At 59.2% G+C, this 17,975-nt stretch carries 20 protein-coding genes; 11 read left to right on the top strand and 9 right to left on the bottom strand.

Annotation, left to right across the window (positions count from 1 at the left end; translation table 11 throughout):
• Positions 1-19 precede the first annotated feature (19 nt).
• The 5 genes from ACO06F_RS05965 (at position 20) to ACO06F_RS05945 (ending at position 3,881) form a co-directional block, all read left to right on the top strand.
• A complete protein-coding gene (locus ACO06F_RS05965) occupies positions 20-436 on the top strand; it encodes a RidA family protein (RefSeq protein WP_421695773.1) in 417 nt (138 codons plus the stop codon).
• Between the two features lie 13 nt (positions 437-449).
• The gene (locus ACO06F_RS05960) at positions 450-1,601 is read left to right on the top strand and encodes an aromatic ring-hydroxylating oxygenase subunit alpha (protein ID WP_421695772.1); all 1,152 of its coding nucleotides are present in this window, start codon (positions 450-452) and stop codon (positions 1,599-1,601) included.
• Entirely contained in the window at positions 1,598-2,707 is a 1,110-nt protein-coding gene (locus ACO06F_RS05955; protein ID WP_421695771.1) for a class II histone deacetylase, read from the top strand. The genes ACO06F_RS05960 and ACO06F_RS05955 overlap by 4 nt, the downstream gene beginning before the upstream one ends.
• A 15-nt stretch (positions 2,708-2,722) precedes the next feature.
• On the top strand, positions 2,723-3,400 hold the full coding sequence (locus ACO06F_RS05950; protein WP_421695770.1) for a DUF1028 domain-containing protein: 678 nt from the start codon (positions 2,723-2,725) through the stop codon (positions 3,398-3,400).
• Positions 3,401-3,515: 115 nt separating this feature from the next.
• Positions 3,516-3,881: a GFA family protein gene (locus ACO06F_RS05945; RefSeq protein WP_421695769.1), complete on the top strand. Its 366-nt coding sequence runs from the start codon at positions 3,516-3,518 to the stop codon at positions 3,879-3,881.
• Here ACO06F_RS05945 and argE read toward each other — a convergent pair.
• The 3 genes from argE to ACO06F_RS05930 form a co-directional block, all read right to left on the bottom strand.
• Positions 3,878-5,029: an acetylornithine deacetylase gene (gene argE, locus ACO06F_RS05940; RefSeq protein ID WP_421695768.1), complete on the bottom strand. Its 1,152-nt coding sequence runs from the start codon at positions 5,027-5,029 to the stop codon at positions 3,878-3,880. The two genes, ACO06F_RS05945 and argE, sit on opposite strands and share 4 nt — an antisense overlap.
• 223 nt (positions 5,030-5,252) lie before the next feature.
• The gene (locus tag ACO06F_RS05935) at positions 5,253-6,188 is read right to left on the bottom strand and encodes an SMP-30/gluconolactonase/LRE family protein (protein WP_421695767.1); all 936 of its coding nucleotides are present in this window, start codon (positions 6,186-6,188) and stop codon (positions 5,253-5,255) included.
• Positions 6,189-6,206: 18 nt separating this feature from the next.
• Positions 6,207-7,406, bottom strand: coding sequence for an amidohydrolase family protein (locus ACO06F_RS05930; protein ID WP_421695766.1), 1,200 nt, complete (start codon positions 7,404-7,406; stop codon positions 6,207-6,209).
• A 106-nt stretch (positions 7,407-7,512) separates the two neighbouring features.
• Between ACO06F_RS05930 and ACO06F_RS05925 the strand changes: the two genes are divergently transcribed.
• The 3 genes from ACO06F_RS05925 (at position 7,513) to ACO06F_RS05915 (ending at position 9,534) form a co-directional block, all read left to right on the top strand.
• Positions 7,513-8,049 (top strand): HutD family protein, encoded by a 537-nt coding sequence (locus tag ACO06F_RS05925; protein WP_421695765.1) that lies wholly within the window; start codon positions 7,513-7,515, stop codon positions 8,047-8,049.
• Positions 8,050-8,105: 56 nt separating this feature from the next.
• Positions 8,106-8,531 (top strand): OsmC family protein, encoded by a 426-nt coding sequence (locus tag ACO06F_RS05920; protein ID WP_421695764.1) that lies wholly within the window; start codon positions 8,106-8,108, stop codon positions 8,529-8,531.
• Positions 8,532-8,952: 421 nt separating this feature from the next.
• A complete protein-coding gene (locus ACO06F_RS05915) occupies positions 8,953-9,534 on the top strand; it encodes an HdeD family acid-resistance protein (protein ID WP_421695763.1) in 582 nt (193 codons plus the stop codon).
• A gap of 76 nt (positions 9,535-9,610) precedes the next feature.
• Here ACO06F_RS05915 and ACO06F_RS05910 read toward each other — a convergent pair whose 3' ends face one another.
• Positions 9,611-10,912, bottom strand: a complete 1,302-nt coding sequence (locus ACO06F_RS05910) for an APC family permease (protein ID WP_421695762.1) — start codon at positions 10,910-10,912, stop codon at positions 9,611-9,613.
• Positions 10,913-11,019: 107 nt separating this feature from the next.
• Between ACO06F_RS05910 and ACO06F_RS05905 the strand changes: the two genes are divergently transcribed.
• Genes ACO06F_RS05905 through ACO06F_RS05895 form a run of 3 tightly spaced genes read left to right on the top strand, consistent with a single transcriptional unit; the run spans position 11,020 to position 13,094 of the window.
• A complete protein-coding gene (locus tag ACO06F_RS05905; protein ID WP_421695761.1) occupies positions 11,020-11,406 on the top strand; it encodes an ArsR/SmtB family transcription factor in 387 nt (128 codons plus the stop codon).
• Entirely contained in the window at positions 11,403-11,825 is a 423-nt protein-coding gene (locus ACO06F_RS05900; protein ID WP_421695760.1) for an SRPBCC family protein, read from the top strand. The genes ACO06F_RS05905 and ACO06F_RS05900 overlap by 4 nt, the downstream gene beginning before the upstream one ends.
• Positions 11,826-11,873: 48 nt before the next feature.
• Positions 11,874-13,094 carry an MFS transporter gene (locus tag ACO06F_RS05895; protein ID WP_421695759.1) on the top strand — a complete coding sequence of 407 codons (1,221 nt, stop codon included), beginning with the start codon at positions 11,874-11,876 and terminating at the stop codon, positions 13,092-13,094.
• Here the strand turns inward: ACO06F_RS05895 and ACO06F_RS05890 are convergent.
• The 5 genes from ACO06F_RS05890 to ACO06F_RS05870 all read right to left on the bottom strand — a co-directional run bounded on the left by ACO06F_RS05890 (position 13,091) and on the right by ACO06F_RS05870 (position 17,962).
• Entirely contained in the window at positions 13,091-14,023 is a 933-nt protein-coding gene (locus tag ACO06F_RS05890) for a hypothetical protein (protein ID WP_421695758.1), read from the bottom strand. The genes ACO06F_RS05895 and ACO06F_RS05890 overlap by 4 nt on opposite strands.
• 38 nt (positions 14,024-14,061) lie before the next feature.
• Positions 14,062-14,874: a carbohydrate ABC transporter permease gene (locus ACO06F_RS05885; RefSeq protein ID WP_421695757.1), complete on the bottom strand. Its 813-nt coding sequence runs from the start codon at positions 14,872-14,874 to the stop codon at positions 14,062-14,064.
• Positions 14,874-15,749 carry a carbohydrate ABC transporter permease gene (locus ACO06F_RS05880; RefSeq protein WP_421695756.1) on the bottom strand — a complete coding sequence of 292 codons (876 nt, stop codon included), beginning with the start codon at positions 15,747-15,749 and terminating at the stop codon, positions 14,874-14,876. Before ACO06F_RS05880 ends, ACO06F_RS05885 begins: the two co-directional genes overlap by 1 nt.
• 61 nt (positions 15,750-15,810) lie before the next feature.
• On the bottom strand, positions 15,811-17,109 hold the full coding sequence (locus tag ACO06F_RS05875) for an ABC transporter substrate-binding protein (protein ID WP_421695755.1): 1,299 nt from the start codon (positions 17,107-17,109) through the stop codon (positions 15,811-15,813).
• A 76-nt stretch (positions 17,110-17,185) separates the two neighbouring features.
• Positions 17,186-17,962: an SDR family NAD(P)-dependent oxidoreductase gene (locus tag ACO06F_RS05870; protein WP_421695754.1), complete on the bottom strand. Its 777-nt coding sequence runs from the start codon at positions 17,960-17,962 to the stop codon at positions 17,186-17,188.
• Positions 17,963-17,975 lie beyond the last annotated feature (13 nt).

Below are 17,975 nucleotides of genomic sequence, written 5' to 3'. Positions count from 1 at the left end.
GTTTGAGGATCAATCAAGAATGACAGCCCACAAGCGCATCCGCCCTTTCAACACCAAGGATACTTATCCCGAGCAGAAGCTCGACAATGATCTCTGTCAGGGTGTCGTCGCCAAGGGCACCATGGTGTTCCTGCGGGGTCAGGTCGCGCAGGATCTCGACACGCGCGAGAGCCTCCATGTTGGCGATGCCACAGCACAGACGGCCAAGACGATGGCAAACATCAAGATGCTGATGGAGGAGGCAGGTGGACACATGGACCACATTTGCCGCATCGTCGTCTATCTGACCGACATTCGCTACCGCCAGGACGTCTACCGCGAAATGGGCCATTGGCTGAAGGGCGTGTTCCCCTGTTCAACGGGCCTCGTCATCACGGCTCTCGCGCGGCCCGAATGGCTGGTCGAGATCGAGGTGACGGCGGTCATTCCGGATTGAGGGAGGCAAGGCAATGGAACTGGCGTCCGGCGTAAGGAGCGCTCTCGAGACACTTGCGGCGGTGGCGGAAACGCCCTTCTCAAAGGCCGACACCATTCCGCCGCTGCTCTACAGTTCAGAGGATATCTATCGGCTAGAGATGGAGCGCATCTTTGCGCAAGAATGGCTATGCCCCGGTCTTGCCGCGGACATTCCGAAGCCAGGGGACTACATAACCTTCTCGATTGGCGATCAGCCAGTGTTCACCGTGCGCGGGCAGGACGGCGTGGTGCGCAGCTTTTCCAATGTCTGCTTGCACCGCATGATGCCACTGGTGGAAGGGCGAGGCTCCTGCGGCCGTAAGCTCGTCTGCCCCTATCACGCATGGACCTATGATACGCAAGGCAAGGTGATTGGCGCCGGCCACATGGGCGGACGCGACCCTGCCTTCGACAAGCAGCAGCACCGCCTGCGCGAAATTCGCACCGAGATCTGGGAAGGCTGGATTTACATCACCCTGAACCAGGATGCGCCCTCCGTTTCAAGCCTTCTGGGCCCGCTGCTTGCCGTCGTGGAGCAATATGCGATGGCGGGATATATCCCCGTCGTGCAGCAGGAGCATGTGTGGCAGACGAACTGGAAGCTCCTGAATGAGAACTTCATGGAGGGCTATCACCTGCCCGTGGCGCACAAGGCGACTGTCGGCGCTTGGTTTCCGGTCGAGGATACAGAGTTCCCGGAGGAAACCTTCGATGCCTTTACCTATCAGACGTTCACCAAGGATGAGAATGCCCGCTACGGCCGCGCGCATTCCTCCAATACGCGGCTTGAAGGCAAGTGGCGACACACCTCCATCCTTCCGACAATCTTCCCGAGCCACATGTATGTTCTGGCGCCGGACCATCTTTGGTACCTTTCGCTGAGGCCTATGGGAACGGGTGCGGTCAACCTCCGCTTCGGCGTGGCCCTGGCGCCCGAAGTTCATGAGGCGCTGGGCGAAGGGCGCGATGCCTGGGTGAGGGAGCTCACCGATTTTTTCGATCGCGTCAATGCCGAGGACAAGTTCGTGGTTGAGGGAATATACCAGGGCTCGAAGGCCCCTCTTGCCACCCGCGGGCCACTCAGCTGGCTTGAGCGAGAGATCCATGATTTCGCGCGCTACCTCGCAAAGAGGCTCTGCACATGATAACGAAGCGGACCGGGTTCTTTCATGACGAAAGATGCCTGTGGCATTTCGGAAAGCCCAATGCGCTGTTCTTTCCTGTGGGAGGTTGGGTCCAGCCGCCGAATGCCTCAGGCTATTGTGAATCGCCGGACAGCAAGCGCCGATTGAAGAGCCTGATGGATGTCTCCGGCCTCACGTCCGCTCTGGATGTGCGGTCCGCCCCCATGCTTGCCCGTGAAGACCTGCTGCGCGTTCATCCCGCTGCCTATCTCGACCGCTTTGCCGAGATGAGCGCGGGCGAGGGCGGGGACATGGGTTTCGAATCGACCTTCGGGCCGGGCGGCTATGACATCGCCCGCATCTCGGCGGGGCTTGCCGCGGACGCCGTCGAGGCAGTGGTGACGGGTGAACTCCGCAATGCCTATTCACTGTCGCGCCCACCCGGCCATCACTGCCTGCCCGACACCGGCCTCGGCTTCTGCCTGCTCGCCAATGGGGCCCTCGCAATTGAAAGAGCGATCGCCCGGCACAAGCTGTCCCGCGTCGCCGTCATCGATTGGGACGTGCACCACGGCAACGGTACTGAGGCGATCTTTTATGAGCGCCCGGACGTGCTCACCATTTCGCTTCATCAGGACCGCTGTTTCCCTGTGGATAGCGGTGCCGCGAAAGATCGGGGCCGGGGCAGGGGCGAGGGCTACAACATCAATGTTCCGCTTCTGCCGGGTGGCGGTCATCAGACCTATGCCGATGCAATGGAGCTGATCGTTCTGCCGGCGCTGGAGCGTTACCGGCCGGAGCTCATCGTTGTGGCCTGCGGCTATGATGCGAGCATCGTCGACCCCCTGTCACGCATGATGGCCCATAGCGAGACCTATCGTTACCTCATGCAGGCAACGCTCGATGCTGCAACTGAGCTCTGTAATGGACGCGTCGTGGTAATGCATGAGGGGGGCTATTCCGAAGCCTATGTTCCCTTCTGCGGCCACGCGCTGATCGAGGCATTGTCGGGCCACCGTACGGACGTTTTGGATCCCAATCTTGAACTGGCCAAACAGCAGCAGCCCAATGCGGACTTTCAGCAGCTGCAGCGCCGCCTTCTCGAAGAGATGGCGAAAGAACTCTAAGGGAGACATGCGATCATGACCTTTTCCATCGCCGGACGCTGCGGAAAATCGGGCGCCTTCGGCGTGGCCATCACCACCTCTTCAATTGCGGTGGGTGCGCGCTGCCCGCACGCCCGCGCGCAGGTGGGCGCAGTGGCAACGCAGAACGTCACGGATCCGAACCTCGGGCCCTTGTTGCTGGACTTTATGCAAAGGGGCATGAGCGCGGCGGAGGCCATTGCTGCCGTGGTCAAGGACCGTCCCTTCATCGAATACCGGCAGTTGACGGCTGTCGACAATCAGGGCCGTTCCGCCTCGTGGTCTGGAAAGAACATCCTCGGCACCCATGGCGTGTCCGAGCAGCAGGACTGCGTTGCCGCCGGCAATTTACTGAAACATGGCAGCCTGCCCAGAACGATGACGGATGCATTCGCTGCCAACGCCTCGCAGCATCTGGCTGAACGCCTGCTGCGAGCGCTCGAAGCTGGTTACGACTCCGGTGGGGAAGAGGGGCCTGTCCATTCCGCCGCCCTCATTGTCTATCATGAGCAAGCCTTTCCGCTCGTCTCCCTGCGGGTGGATTGGGACGATGAAAATCCAATCAAAACGCTGCGCCGCCTTTGGGAGGACTACAAGCCCCAGATGGGCGCCTACCTCCAGCGTGCCGTGGATCCAACTCAGGCGCCGAGCTACGGCGTGCCGGGGGATCCGTAGGAAGTCTGTCCCGCCCACTTGTGAAGCTGAGGGCGTTTTCAGACAATGACATTGCCGTGAATACCTTTAAACTCCCGCGTACCCGCCTCATCTCTCCATGAAGTGACAGGAGGGAATGATGGCAAGAGTCTACAAGGGCGGATGCCTGTGCGGCCACATCCGCTTCGAAGCTGAGGGACCGCCGCTCAGGCCACATACATGCTCATGCACCATCTGCCAGCGACATTCCGGTGCATTGACGGTGCATTGGGTGGAATTTCCAGCCGACAAGGTTCGATGGTCCACCAAGCCTTGCCTTTGGCGCTCCTCGGACTATTCCAGTCGCAGCTTCTGCCCCAAATGTGGCTCGACGCTGGGCGCGATCGACGATAAGCCGCTCGTTGCGCTCGTGCTCGGCAGCTTCGACTCGGCCAACCGCAAGGAGCTGGCACCCATGAACCACTCCTCTGCGGCAAAGCGACCCAAGTGGATGAAGGCTTAGGTCGAGAGTTTTACCACCAGCCGCTCCAGCATGAGATCGCATTGCGCCAGCTGCGCCTCGCTCACATGCTCGTCTGGTTTGTGCGCAACGGCGATATTGCCGGGGCCACAGACGACAGCAGGGGTGCCAAGCGCCTGCTGAAACAATCCGCCTTCGGTTCCAAAGGTGATCTTGCCTGTTGAATTCCCACCGGTCAGTGCATGAACGAATTTCACCGCCTCGCTGTCCACCGGGGTGTTCATCGCAGGATAGCTCTGAAGATCCATGAAGCCGAAGCGCGCCTCGGCGAATACGCCGCGATAGCCTTCTGCGATATTCTCCGCCGCTGCCTTGATCCGAGAGACGATGGCATTCGCATCCTCCTCCGGCAGATAGCGGATCTCAAAATCAAAGCTGCAGCGGTTAGGCACGATATTCATGACCTCGCCGCCCTGAACCTTTCCGACATGCAGCGTGGTGTAGGCGACCTCATAGTCTCCATCGCGCAGACCTGTCTCGGCGATCTCCTTCTGAATGGCGCGAATGGCGCCGATCAGGTCAGAGGCCATATAGATCGCGTTCACCCCGATCGGCGCCAGGCTCGAATGCGCTTCAAGCCCATGCGCCGTCACCCGGAAACCCAGCTTTCCCTTATGCGCGGTGACGGCCTGCATCAACGTGGGCTCACCCACGACGCAGAGCCGTGGCTTCACCGGCGCAACTTTCAGGAGGTCGAGCAGCCTTCTGACGCCAACGCACCCGATCTCCTCATCATAAGAAAATGCGAGGCTGATGGGTGTGTGAAGTTTCGTCCGCGCCGCCATCTCCGCTGCACGCAGGCAGCAGGCGATGAAGCCCTTCATATCGGCAGTGCCACGTCCATAGTAATTGCCATTGCGCTGCTCCAGCCGGAACGGATCGGATGACCATGCTTGGCCCTCGACGGGAACCACATCCGTATGGCCCGAGAGGACGATGCCGGGGACTTCTTCTGGTCCAATTGTCGCCCACAGATTGGCTTTGCGGCCATCCTCGTTTTCAACGAGTGTCGTGACGACGCCGAGCCCCGCGAGAAAGTCGCGAATATATGCGATCAGCTCAAGATTGCTATCCCGGCTCACGGTTGGAAAGGCGATCAGTTTATCGAGATGGTCGAGAGAGGTTTTCATCGGGGCCCAATGTCGCGGCTGTGTGTCAATGTTCCTGCCGGGAAAATTGATGCATGTCAAAGAAGCGAAGGAAAAGGTGCCCTATCGAAAACAAGTGCGATGGTTCACGCCATCGCACTGGCGGGGCGGATCTCTGAGAAAGTTAGCTGTCGCTTCGTTCCCCCCTTTCCTGGGGTTCGCCCGCCTCCTGGCATCAACTGGGCCCCGCAATGGGGCCCGATCTTTAGGGCCATTGCGCACCAATGCGCGCTGTCTCAATGGCGTAGATCGACGACGTGGCGCAGATGAACATGCGTGATTTTCCGAACCCGCCGAAGGTCAGATTGGCAACCGTTTCCGGAACGAGTATGCGGCCCAGCCGCTCCCCGCCGGGAGTGTAGCAATGAATGCCGTCACCGGCGGAAATCCACAACAGCCCTTCGGTATCCACGCGGAGCCCATCCGGCACCTTGTTGTCAATGACGGCGATGACACGGCTGTCTTTAAGCGTCCGCCCGTCCACGACGATGAAACCACGCACATGGCGCGGCCGGCCCTCTTCGAAGCCGAAGCCATCACCTCGGGCATAACCTGAGTCGGCAATATAGAGTTCGGACTCATCAGGCGAGAAGGCGAGGCCATTGGGCCGGTCAAAATCGTCGGCGACGACGGTCAGCCCTCCAGTTGCCGGATCGAAGCGGTAGACCTGATTATTGCCAATGGCGCTTTCAGCCCGGATGCCTTCATGGTCGGAAATGATGCCATAGGGCGGGTCGGTGAACCAGATGGTTCCGTCGGACTTCACCACCACGTCATTGGGCGAGTTGAGCCGCTTGCCCTTCCAATGCGACACCAGCACCTCGTAGCGTCCATCGAGATAGGTGCGGCTTACGCAGCGGCCGCCATGTTCGCAGGAGATCATGTTGCCATCCCGGTCCCGCGTGTGGCCGTTGGTGCGCTGGGATGGCTGCCGGAACACCGAAAGCCCGGTCACGGGAGACCACCGCATCATCCGGTTGTTGGGAATGTCGGAGAAACGCAATTCGTTCAGCTCGGAAAACCACACGGCGCCCTCCGCCCAGATGAATCCCGTCGCAAGCTTCGTCAGGGCCGCACCCGCCGGAAAAAGATCGAGGAAGCGCGGCGTATCGGGGGCGAGGCAGGCTGCATGCTGTCCCATTTGGGTATCTCCGTGTTCTTAAGGTTTGACGATTGTCGGAATGCGCGTTGCGGGCGGCGTGTTGCGGCTGCGCTGGCATTTGATCTGCCCATCGATCACCACCATGCCGATGCCGGGAAGGTCACCCAGTTCGATGCTGTGGAGCAAGCCCTCGCCTGCCGAATGCTGGGCCTTGTCCATGAACACGAAGTCCGCGACGCGCCCGATTTCGATGATCCCGCAATCCAGCTTTCGCATGCGCGCCGTATTGCCGGTCGCCAGACAGATTGCCTGTTCGGCCGGAAGTTCTCCCAGTGCAGATAGCATGGATACCATCCGGGCGATGCCGAGTGGCTGAACGCCCGAGCCCGCCGGCGCATCGGTGCCGAGGATCACCCGGTGAAGCTCGCTCATTTCGCGGGCCAAGCGCAGCGTATAGAGCGCGGCGCGCTCATTGCCATTGTGCACGATCTCGAGGCCCCGCTTGCAGCCTTCACAAATGCAACGGATCTGGGTGTCGGGAAGGGCCGTGTGGCCGCCGTTGATGTGGCCCACCACATCCGTGTCCGCGTCGAGCACCACGTCCTTGTCGATGAGGCCGGAACCTGGGATGGAAGGGCCGCCGGTGTGGATGGTGCTTTGAATTCCGTATTTCCGCGCCCATGCGACCATGATGCGGGCTGTGGGGCCGTCCTTCACCCCGCCCAAGCCCACTTCGCCCAGAAGTGTGACGCCAGCGTCTGCCAGGTCCTTGAAGTCCTGTTCCGTCATGCCGGGTTCGATGCAGGGTGCGCCGGCGTGCACCTTGACACCTGCGGGGCGGAAATTGGCGAACTGCCGTTGCGCCGAAATGGCGAGCGCCTTGAGGCCGACAATGTCTCGCGGGCGGCCCGGCGTATGCACTTCGCCAGCGGAGATCATGGTGGTAACGCCGCCATTGAGGCTCGAATCTATCCAGCCCATCTGGTTCTGCCGTGGCGTCCAGTCACCGGCCACAGGGTGCACGTGGCTGTCGATCAGGCCCGGGGCCAGTGCCGAGCCATTGGCATCGATCACCTGGGTTGCGTGGTCCTGATCCACGTCCTTGGAGCGGCCAATGGCGGTGATACGGCCGTTTTCCGCCACCAGCGTGTCCGCCTCGAGGATGGGGTTCTCGATTGCCCCTGACAGAAGGAGGCCGATGTTGCGGATCACGAGTTTCTCAGGCCCTGTTGATTGCCCTTGCGCCTCATGCGCCATGATGTCCTCCTGCCTCTCTGCTGCTTCTGGGGCAGCTTGGAAGTGCCATACTGCGACAGGAGCAAGGACGTGTCGAGGGCGCCCCGTCCTAAGGAGTTTAACAGCAATGAAAATTATCAGGCAGAGGGACTTGCGCGAAGGCCGCTGGCGGAATGGCATGGGTGTGTCATGGGACATTGCCTCGGACCCGCCGGCGGCTGAGGCGTTCGGCTGGCGTTTTGCAATTGCCCGCATCGATGCAGACGTTCCGTTTTCCGCCTACCCGGAGGTGGACCGGTTCTTCACGCTCATTGAGGGGAATGGCCTCGATCTGGAGTTCAACGGTGGGCGGAGGCTGGCGGTTGACCGTCAGTTCGTGCCGCACTTCTACCCTTGCGACGTCCCCACCATGTGCCGCCTGCGCGATGGTCCATGCCACGCACTCAATCTCTTCGTCACACGGGGGCAGTGGACAGCGTCTGCCGATATCATCTCAAGTGGTGCGGAGATTGCCCAGAATGGCCCCATCCTGCTCTTCGCCCTGAAGGGCGCTGCCGATGTCGACGGTTTGCCACTGGGCCCGGGTGACGCTGCCATCACCCAGGACAGCGTGACGGTCGATACTGAAGGCTTCCTCTATGCTGCACGATTGAGCCGGGGGTGATTGGCGGGCACGGCCTTTCCCGCTAAGAGGCGGCAATCTGAGAGGAGATTGAAAGAATGAAAGCACGTGTGCAGTGGCTTGATGGCCGGGCCTTTGTTGGCGAGTCTGGGTCCGGCCATGCGGTGGTGATGGACGGTGCGCCTGAGGCCGGCGGCCGCAATATCGGTGTGAGACCCATGGAGATGCTGCTTCTTGGCCTCGGGGGCTGCACCGCGTTTGACGTGGTCATGATCCTGGAGCGCATGCGCGAGAAGGTGACAGGCCTGGACATCGCACTCGAAGCAGAGCGTGCAACGGAAGATCCCAAGGTCTTCACCCATGTTAGGCTCATTTATAAGGTGAAGGGCCACAAGCTGAAGCCGGCAAATGTCGAACGGGCGGTCGCACTCTCCGCCGAGAAATACTGCTCTGCGTCCGCGATGTTTGAGAAGACAGGCAAGATCGAGCACAGCTTTGAAATCATCGAAGACGGGGTGACCTAGACGATTACGGCGGTTGCATCTTGGGAGTGTATGCAACCGTCGCGTCTACTGCGGGCCGGGGCACGTTTGACTCGCAGGCCCCATAGTGAGGCGAGGCCTTCCGAAAACGCATGGGCCGGCACTTAGTTTCGTGCAAATCCGCCAGAACGCGGCGTCAGTTCCGCGAGCGATTCCAACCCGCCCCACTGGCCTCAGGCGGCCAAATCAGCCTATGATTCGACCAATGCCAGGCCGCTGTCTGGCAGCTTCTTCGCAGAAACTTGCCCGCCCCGCACTTCGTGCGGGCGGGCATTTTTTCGTGTGCAGAACACTTTTCTCTCGCTGAACCGTCGTCGCAATATCTGCGATCGAGAGCGGCCCTTGGGTAAATTACAAAAATGTTCTATTGTCATCTGGGGATTAAAAAGAGGAGAGGGACAACATGAACGACAATGTCATTACGGCGAAGGGGCTTGGCCCCGGTGCTGCGATTCTGCACGGACTTGCGAAAAACTGGTGGGCACTTCTGTTGCGTGGCATCGCGGCGATCGTTTTCGGAGTGCTGGCTTTTGCCTGGCCGGGGATCACGGTTCTAAGTCTCGTCATCCTTTATGGCGCGTATGCGCTGGTTGATGGCGTCTTCGCCATCTTTGCTGCAATCAGCGGCGGCACGCCGGCACCGCGCTGGTGGTTGGCCATCGTGGGTGTCGTCGGCGTTCTCGCCGGCATCTCAGCCTTCGCCTTCCCGGCGCTAGTAACGCTCTACCTGCTCCTGTTCATCGGTGTCTGGGCCATCGTCAGCGGTGTTTTCGAAATCATCGGTGCGATCAGACTCCGCAAGGAAATCGACAATGAATGGCTGCTGATCCTGCATGGTGTGATCACTGTGCTGTTCGGCCTCGTCATGGTCTTCGAACCGGTTACTGCTGCCCTTGCCCTTATCTGGGTGATCGGCGCCTATGCGATCGCGGCAGGCGTGCTCCTGGTCGTGCTCGCATTCCGGCTCAAACGCCACGCACCCTGAAAGCGGCACGTTCCGTACATCTGAAGTGAAGAGAGCGGCCCAAAGGGCCGCTCTCTTTCTTTGTAAGGTGGACGTGTCACTTCGCGGGCGAGGCTGTGGCCCTGCCGCGGAGGATTCTGAAGACCACTTCGACCAGCAGTGCCAATGCCACGATGGTGCCGATTGCGTAGGCCTGGCCAGTTGTTTCGGAGCGGGCGAGCAATTGCCAGATCGTGATTGCCAGCGCTGCAAGACACAAGAACGCAGCCACAGCGGGAATGACCCTTCTCGCCCCCGTCTCCGGTGCCAGCCGAAGTGCGGCAATGTTCACAGCGGCAAAGACTAGCAGAAATCCGCCGCTGGTTGCCGAGGAGAGCGCCTCAATCGAGGCGAAGTTGACGGCTAACAGCGCCAGCACCCCGATGACGAGGAGACTGCCGAAGGACTTGCCGTGAATGCTGCGATGAAACGCGGAAGGCAGTTCATCAATCGCCACGAGGCGCGGTGGAAGGCGTGACGCACCGAAGAAGTCAGCGTTGATGGCGGAGGCCGAGGCGAGCACCGCGCCCAGGGCCATTAGTCCAAAGCCCACCGGACCGAGGAAACGGCCCGCCGCCTCCGAGATGGCAAAGTCTTTGGCGGCAATCAGGTCCTCCATTGGCAGATGCCCGATCCCCACGATAAAGGCGAGCGAGTAGATTACGATGGCGATCAGCACACAGCCGAGAAAGGCGATGGGCAATGTCCGTTGTGGGTTCGCGATCTTGTCTGAAGCATTGGCAATCAGCTCGAAGCCTTCATAGGCAAGAAATCCAATCATGCCACTCGCGACGATGGCGCTAGGCGAGGCCCAGGCGGCCGGCGCAAGCCGCTCCCAATCCAATCCGCTGGCCAGCAGTCCCGTTACGATAAAGACGCCCAGCACCGCGAGCTTGCCAGCGTTGAACACATTCTCCGACCTTTCCATGAGCGCTGAGCCGGCAAAATTGATGAGCCCAAGTCCGATCAAAGTCGCGGAGGATATGACGTGGGACGCAATCGGCCGCAGCCCCTCTGGCACATAGGGCAACGTGTAGCCCGCCAGCGCATAGGCATAGACGGCCATGACAGCAACGTAGCTAAGGATCAGCAGCACATTTACGGAGGCGGCCATAATCCCCTGGCCGAATGCTTGCGTGATGAAGGACACCGTGCCGCCCGGCCCCGGATAGCGGAGCGTGAGGCCGATGTAAGAGTAGGCAGTTACAAGCGCAATCGCACCGCCGAGCAGAAACGCAATCGGTGTGCCACCAGCAGCGCCGGCCGCGGTGATGCCAAAGGTGGCGAAGAAACCGCCGCCCACAATACCGCCGACGCCGATCGACAACGCTCCGAAAACACCTATTCCATCCGACTTCATGCACTTGTTCTCATTTGGCTATGCCCATCGTGCCTCGTTCTTGCCGATGCACTGACGGAATACAATAGAGCGGACGCAAAGAGCCTTACTCACAGGCATCCGGGTGCATGGAAGTGCCCAGTTGCAAAAATGTACTTGCCAGACATTACACCATGTGGTGTAATGTATCTATGGACCAGTTAACCGATGTCTTGACAGCAATCGCCCATCCCTCCCGCCGCGCCATCATCGGGCGGTTATCAAAAGGGCCGGCGCGATTTCTCGAGATTGCGGCCCCATTCAATACCGCGCTTAACGCCGTCACGAAGCATCTCAAGCTGCTTGAACGTGCGGGTCTGATCGAGCGCCGGAGGCAAGGCCGCGAAGTCTATATTTCGCTCAAAGCCGATCCCCTGAAGAACGTTGCGGCTTGGGTTCATGAATATGAGCGGTTCTGGAACGAGCGGCTCGACGTTTTCGAGCAGAATTTCAAAGACAATGAGGAGAAGCAATGATGGAAAGCGAAGCAAATCTTCTTGAGATTAAGGCCGAGCGCACGATTTCAGCCGCGCCCAAGGACGTCTATGATGCTTGGCTCAATGCTGATTTTCCGGGAACGCCGTGGAATGCGGCGAGCAAACTCATTCTGGATATAAAGCCAGACGGCCTGTTCTATTCACGGATGAATGATATTGCCCATTATGGCCGCTTTATCAAACTGGATCCAGCACGTGGAATTCAGCACAGCTGGGTCTCCTCCTATACTGAAGGCCAGGAGTCTATCGTCACCGTGACCTTTGCGCCGCAGGGGAAGGGCACCCGCATGACACTTGTGCATTCGGGTCTGCCAAACAATGCAAAGGGTCAGGCACATGAGGGCGGTTGGAGATATTTTCTCGACCTGTTCCCCCAGCAGTTTGCAACGGTAGACTAGCGATTGGTGGATGTCCTCTTAGGACATGACGCGGAAGAGGCATCTCACATGACGAATGGGAATTACCGCTGGGTCATCGTCGCTGCAGGCGGCACATTGGGCTGTGTGGCGATAGGTTGCCTCTTTTCGCTCCCAGTCTTCATCATCCCTATCAACGAGTCGACCGGATGGTCACGCACCGGGATCTCCGGTGCAATGACCTTCGCCTTCCTCAGCATGGCCCTCGGGAGCATTTTGTGGGGCATGCTTACGGATAGGTTCGGTCCCCGCCTGGTAGTCCTGGCCGGGGCCGTTCTTCTCGCAACGAGCCTCTACGTTCTAAGTCTCGTTCAGTCTCTGACCGCGTTTCAATTCATCTATGGCGCCTTAATCGGCAGTTCCATGGCCGCGTTCTTTGCTCCCATGATGGCGACGGTGACAGGCTGGTTCGACACCCACCGGAGTCTGGCCGTTTCACTTGTGTCTGCCGGAATGGGGATGGCGCCGGTGACGATGTCGCCCTTCGCGGCCTTTCTGATTTCGACTTATGACTGGCGCACTTCATATCAGATCATGGCTGTCATTGCCGCGGTGATCCTGATACCGCTTGCTTTCCTGTTGCGCAGGCCGCCTTCTCTGGCCAGTGCCCAGATGGCGGCCTCTGCTGACTTGCCGGAGCAAAGGTCTATGACCACCCGAACCGCCCTGACATCCTATCCCTTCATCATACTTGCGCTGACGAATTTCTTCTGTTGCGCCACCCATTCGGGTCCGATCTTCCACACGGTGAGCTATGCCATTGCCTGCGGCATTCCCGCCATGGCAGCAGTCACGATATACAGCGTGGAAGGGATCGCCGGCATGGCAGGCCGGCTGGGCTTCGGCGTCCTCGCTGACAAGCTCGGTGCCAAGCGGCTTCTGGTGTCCGGCCTGCTCATTCAGGCCGTGGGCGCATTGGGTTATTTCTATGCACATGACCTGGCGACCTTCTACACAGTAGCCACGGTGTTCGGCTTTGTTTATGCGGGCACCATGCCGCTCTATGCTGTTCTCGCGCGGGAGAACTTTCCATTGCGCATGATGGGCACGATCATCGGTGGCACCTCAATGGCAGGAAGCCTAGGAATGGCGACTGGCCCGCTACTGGGCGGCTGGATATTCGATACAACGGGCGATTATGGCTGGCTCTATATTGCCTGCTTCGGCATGGGCATTGGCGCCGTTCTGATCTCTCTCATGTTCCGGCCGTTTCCGGCGCAGCAAGAACCCGTTTTGGTACCGTCGCGCTAAGGATGTGCCGCAGGTCCATCTAAAATGGGGCCCGAAGGCCGGAAGACGTGGAGATTGATGGTCGTCGTCAGCTCCATGCCTGGGATCAAACGGAGCAGAGGCGCATTGCGGCGCACCGCTTCACCGAGCCCGAGTGAGCATGGCGTTGTGTTAGGCTCTATGCCGATCAGCATCGTGCGGCCACTCCAGGGCGCATCAACCGTGCCTTTGAGCTCATACCAAAGCCAGGCGCATGGAAACAACGCTCCGTCCCATGAGAGCATCACCGCAATGGCATTATCTGAGCGGCGGATTGCGGCCCAGGGAGATCGAAAATCCGTTAGGTAGACGACAGATGCCCAAGGGTACTGCGGGTGTGCAAGGTCGGCAATGCCAGACTTTCCCGCCAGCATTGGCCAATGGCCCTTTGCTCCTGGCTTCAGCGGATTGGTCGTCGGATCATATTGCGGCTCGGCCAGAACCTCACGTGCGCCTGCCGTTACCTCATATGGAGACGCAAGGAGATCGCTACCGAATGTGGGGTGGTGTCCCCACATTACATCAATGGGCATATTGCCGGAGTAAGAAAGCTGTTCCCTGATGCTGAGTATCTCGCCGTGGAGTGAAAACGTCCGGCGCATGGCGGCGGACAGGCAGGAGAACTGCCGTTCCAGAACCAGGTGCGCGCCGGTCGTGACCACATCCCACGGCGCAATCGAGGCCTCACCATGGAAGCCATGGAACACACCGTCCACCATGCAAGCATCGCCGCTATTGGGGAAGAGCAGGGGCCAGCCCCCGGTGTAGCGGGTCAACCATTCCGGCTCGTCCCGGGCGGCAAGAGTGGCAAGCGGCACGTCCACCGTGTCCCACGGCACGTCTCCCAGCACTGAAAGTCCGGTTTCCTTATGGCGAATGTGGGTGATGGTTCCACCTACCTGCGGTCTCACCACTACCTGCAAGGACGGGCTCTCCAGCGTAACGTCGTTCACTTAATGGCGCCCGACATGAGCCCGCGGATGAACTGCTTTTGGAACAATACGTAGAGAATGAACATCGGCGCACTGGCAATCACCATGCCCGCCATGGTGAGGGGTACTTGATTGTTATAGCGGCCCTGGAACACGCTGATCCCCGCCATCAGCGTGCGCTTGGCGTCATCCTGCAGAAAGATGATGGCGATCAGCAGATCGTTCCACACATACAGCGAGTTGACGACGATAAGCGTTACGAGGGCGGGAAGTGACAGAGGAAGCACAACCCGTATCAGGATTGTAAGATGCCCTGCGCCATCGATGTGGGCGGCCTCATAGAGCTCCCGCGGCACGGTCCGGAAGAAGGTGGTGAGCAGATAGACGGAGAAGGGGGTGATCAGTCCCGCATAGATCACCATGGCGCCGGAATAGGTACTGACCAGATTGAGCCGTGTATAGAGCACGAACAGCGGCACGATCATCACGACGGGTGGCACCGCCATAAGAGACGTGCTGACGGCCAGCAGTGTGTCCCGGCCTTTGAATTCCATCGTGGCAACCGCATAGGCGCCCAGAACCGATATCGCCGTAGAGAGCAAGACAGATCCGGCGACGAGGATGGAGCTGTTCAGCATCCAGTGCAGGAACGGGCTATCCACCAGAACGGAGCGGAAATTCTCGAGCACCGGTGCATTGGGAAAGCCGAGCTTGTCTATGGCATATTCCTGATCTGACTTCAGCGCGGTCAGGACCATGTAGATTGTCGGTACCAGCGCCAGGAAGGAGGCGAAAAGCAGGACGACGTGCCGGATGACATTGCCGCGCATCAGTTATTCCCCTCCGCGCGCTGTCGCACCTTGAATAGCAGGAAGATCAGGACGCCGGTCACAAGGAAGAGCAGCACCGAGGCCGCCGATGCGATGCCGGGCAGGCTGGAACGGATCAAGGCATTGAAGATGTAGAGTTCAACGACCTCGGTTGAGGTGCCAGGGCCACCCCGCCCGCCACCCATAACGTAAACATAGGAGAATACGGCAGCGAGCATGGTGATGACGCTCACCACCACATAGAATTCGATGACACCGCGCATTTCCGGAAGGATGATGTGCCAAAGGCGCTGCCACCAATTGGCACCCTCAATCTTTGCTGCTTCGATCACGGATTCATCCAGGCTCAACAGCCGCGCCAGGAACAGGATGATGCCGAGGGCTGACTCGCGCCATACGATCAAAATCATGACTGTCCACAGTGCGACATCGGATGAGCCGATCCAGTCCAGCGCCATGAAGTCGAGGCTGAGCCAACGCAGCATCTCATTCACCGGTCCCGAGAACTGGAACATGCGCTTCATCACGACCGCCACAATTGGAATGGCCAGCACGAAGGGTACAAACACGATGATGCGATATATTGTCCAGCCCTTCACCCTTTCAAATAGCAGCACGGATATGATGAGTGAGACCCCCACCATGACGGGAATGGCCAGAATCAGCTGCAGATTGTGCAGCACCGACTCCCAGAAGAGGGATTGCGAGAGGATGAGCTTATAATTTCTCAAGCCGATCCACGGCCCGTCTATGCCCCGCACCATTTTGAAGCTGAATTCGAAGATGCGCAGAAGCGGATAGCCGAACACGAATGCCAGCAACGCAACCAGCGGCAGCACGTAAAGATAGGGTGTAACCCGGGAAGAGGGATTCATGTGCCTTCAGACGGAGGAGGGGCCGGAACTGCTGTTCTATTAGCGGACCCGGCCGTTAGCGTCACGTGGCGGACAGGTCCTTCACCCACTTGCGGTAGTTTTCAACCATGTCTGGGTTGAAATCGCGCCATTCCTTGGCGGTGTTGGCCGCGAGTTCTCCTGCCTGCTCTCCCGTCATGGAGCCGGCCACGATCTGCTGTCCGGTGGGAATTGCGGCGCGTTCGTAAAACTGGCCGGGCATCAAATTCGTGACGTTGGATATATTGGGCTTCAAACCCCAATTCTCCCAAAGTCCGCGGACTGAAGCGTCCTGGATCACGCTCGAATCGAAGGTGGTATTGGACGGAAGCCAGTTCGTCGCTGCAAAGAATGCTTTCAGCTGGTCAGGTGACTGCAGGAATTCGAGGAATGCCGCGGCCGCCGCGGGATCTTCTGCATTGGTCGAAATGCCGAGGCCCTGCACGTCGACGACCGGCACGCCTGCAAGCTTGCCCTTGCCGAACAACGGCATGGTCATATAGCCAATCTTGCCGCCGGTGGCCTTGCTGTCGGCGGGAAGTCTGGTGCCGATCGTCTGACCGATTGCCACTTTGCCGGCCACCACGAGATCGATGCCGGGGTAGAGTTCGAGGGAAGACATGTCCTTGTTGAGGTAGCCTTTCTTCTTCAGCTCCTCAAGCTTGACCCAGTGCTCATGGTATTTGGGCTCGCGGAAATCCTTGTCGCCGATGAAAAGTTCGACAGCCTCGCCTAGCGAGTCGAGTTGCTGCGGCAATGAGTGCGTGATGTACCATTCGCTCCAATAACCGTCCTGAATGCCGCCGCCTACGGGTTCAATACCGGCAGTTTTCAGTTTTTCGCAAGCGGCCAGGAGTTCATCCCAAGTTTTTGGCGGCGCTTCGGGGTCAAGTCCGGCCTTCTCGAACAGCGTCTTGTTGTAGCACCAGAACATCGGCAGCGGGTACCAGCCCGTGCGATAGATATCGCCACCGAAATGGCTAAGCAGTGTTGGGTTCGAAGCCTGAAGAACATCCGGCTTCACCAGATCTTTCAGCCCTTTCAGGTAGCCGAGCCACACGCTCTCCATGTGGTAGATGCCGTTCCAGAGATACTGCACATCGGGGGCATTACCAGCGGCTGCCGCGGTCTGAAACTGCGAAATCACCACGGCTGTATCCTGCAGCATCGGTTTCACCGTCGCCGTTTTGTAGGTTGCCACCGAGTCGTTCACATATTTCTGGAGACCAGGAAGTTCCTGCTCACCCCAGTACCACATATCCATCTCTTTGACCTGTGCGGACGCGCTCCGCGAAAGGCCGCCAAGAGCAGAGCCTCCCGCCAGCATGGCAGCATTGATCATCAAGTTGCGCCGCGTGAACATTGGTAACCCTGAATTGCCCGCCATCTGTGCCTTCCTGTCCGGTTGTTTTTGTTGTTCAGAATGTACTCGTCAGTCCGCCGTCAACCACCAGCAATTGCCCCGTCATATAGCGGCAATAGTTCGAAGCGAGAAACACCACCGTGCCGGCCACATCTTCTGGCAAACCGCTTCGCCCGAGAGGGATCTTGCGCCGATCGATATACCAGTCGACGAATTCAGGCGTTGCCGTCTCGTCCACGCCATTAACGATAGACATGGGTGTCACCATGAAACCCGGCGCCACGGCATTGACGAGTATGTCAAAGGGTGCAAGTTCGACAGCCATGGATTTGGTGTAAGCGATGAGGGCGCCCTTTGCGGCGTTGTATGAGCCGCAAAGCCCGCTCGAGGCAAAACCCTGGATCGAAGAGATGTGGATGATCCGGCCGCTTCGCTGTGCCGTCATCACCTTCGCCACCAGCTTGCTGCCCACGTAAACCGCTTCCAGATTGATGCCGATGGTGCGGCGCCATTCCTCAAGCGTGTCGTCCAGAATACTCTTAGTCGAAGGATTGATGGCAGCGTTGTTGACGAGAACGTCAATGCGACCATGCCGTGCATGAACGTCATCAATCGCGCGCGCAAAGGCCTCGTAGTCTGTCACATCCAGGCCGTGCTGGGTTGACCTGCCTCCACCGGCCGAGATCTCTGCCGCAACCTCTGCAAGCGTGGCTTCGTTACGCTCGATGAGAGCAAGAGTTGCGCCTTCCCGGCTCATCTCTAGTGCAATGGCGCGGCCAAGTCCCTGGCCCGCACCCGTAACTACGCATATCTGATCGGAAAGAAGACCCATTGAGCGCCCGCCT

This window comes from Aestuariivirga sp., assembly GCF_965227715.1.
In the GTDB taxonomy this organism is placed as follows: domain Bacteria; phylum Pseudomonadota; class Alphaproteobacteria; order Rhizobiales; family Aestuariivirgaceae; genus Aestuariivirga.
Note: the sequence above shows the minus strand (reverse complement) of the source record. Positions and strands in the feature narration are given on the sequence as shown.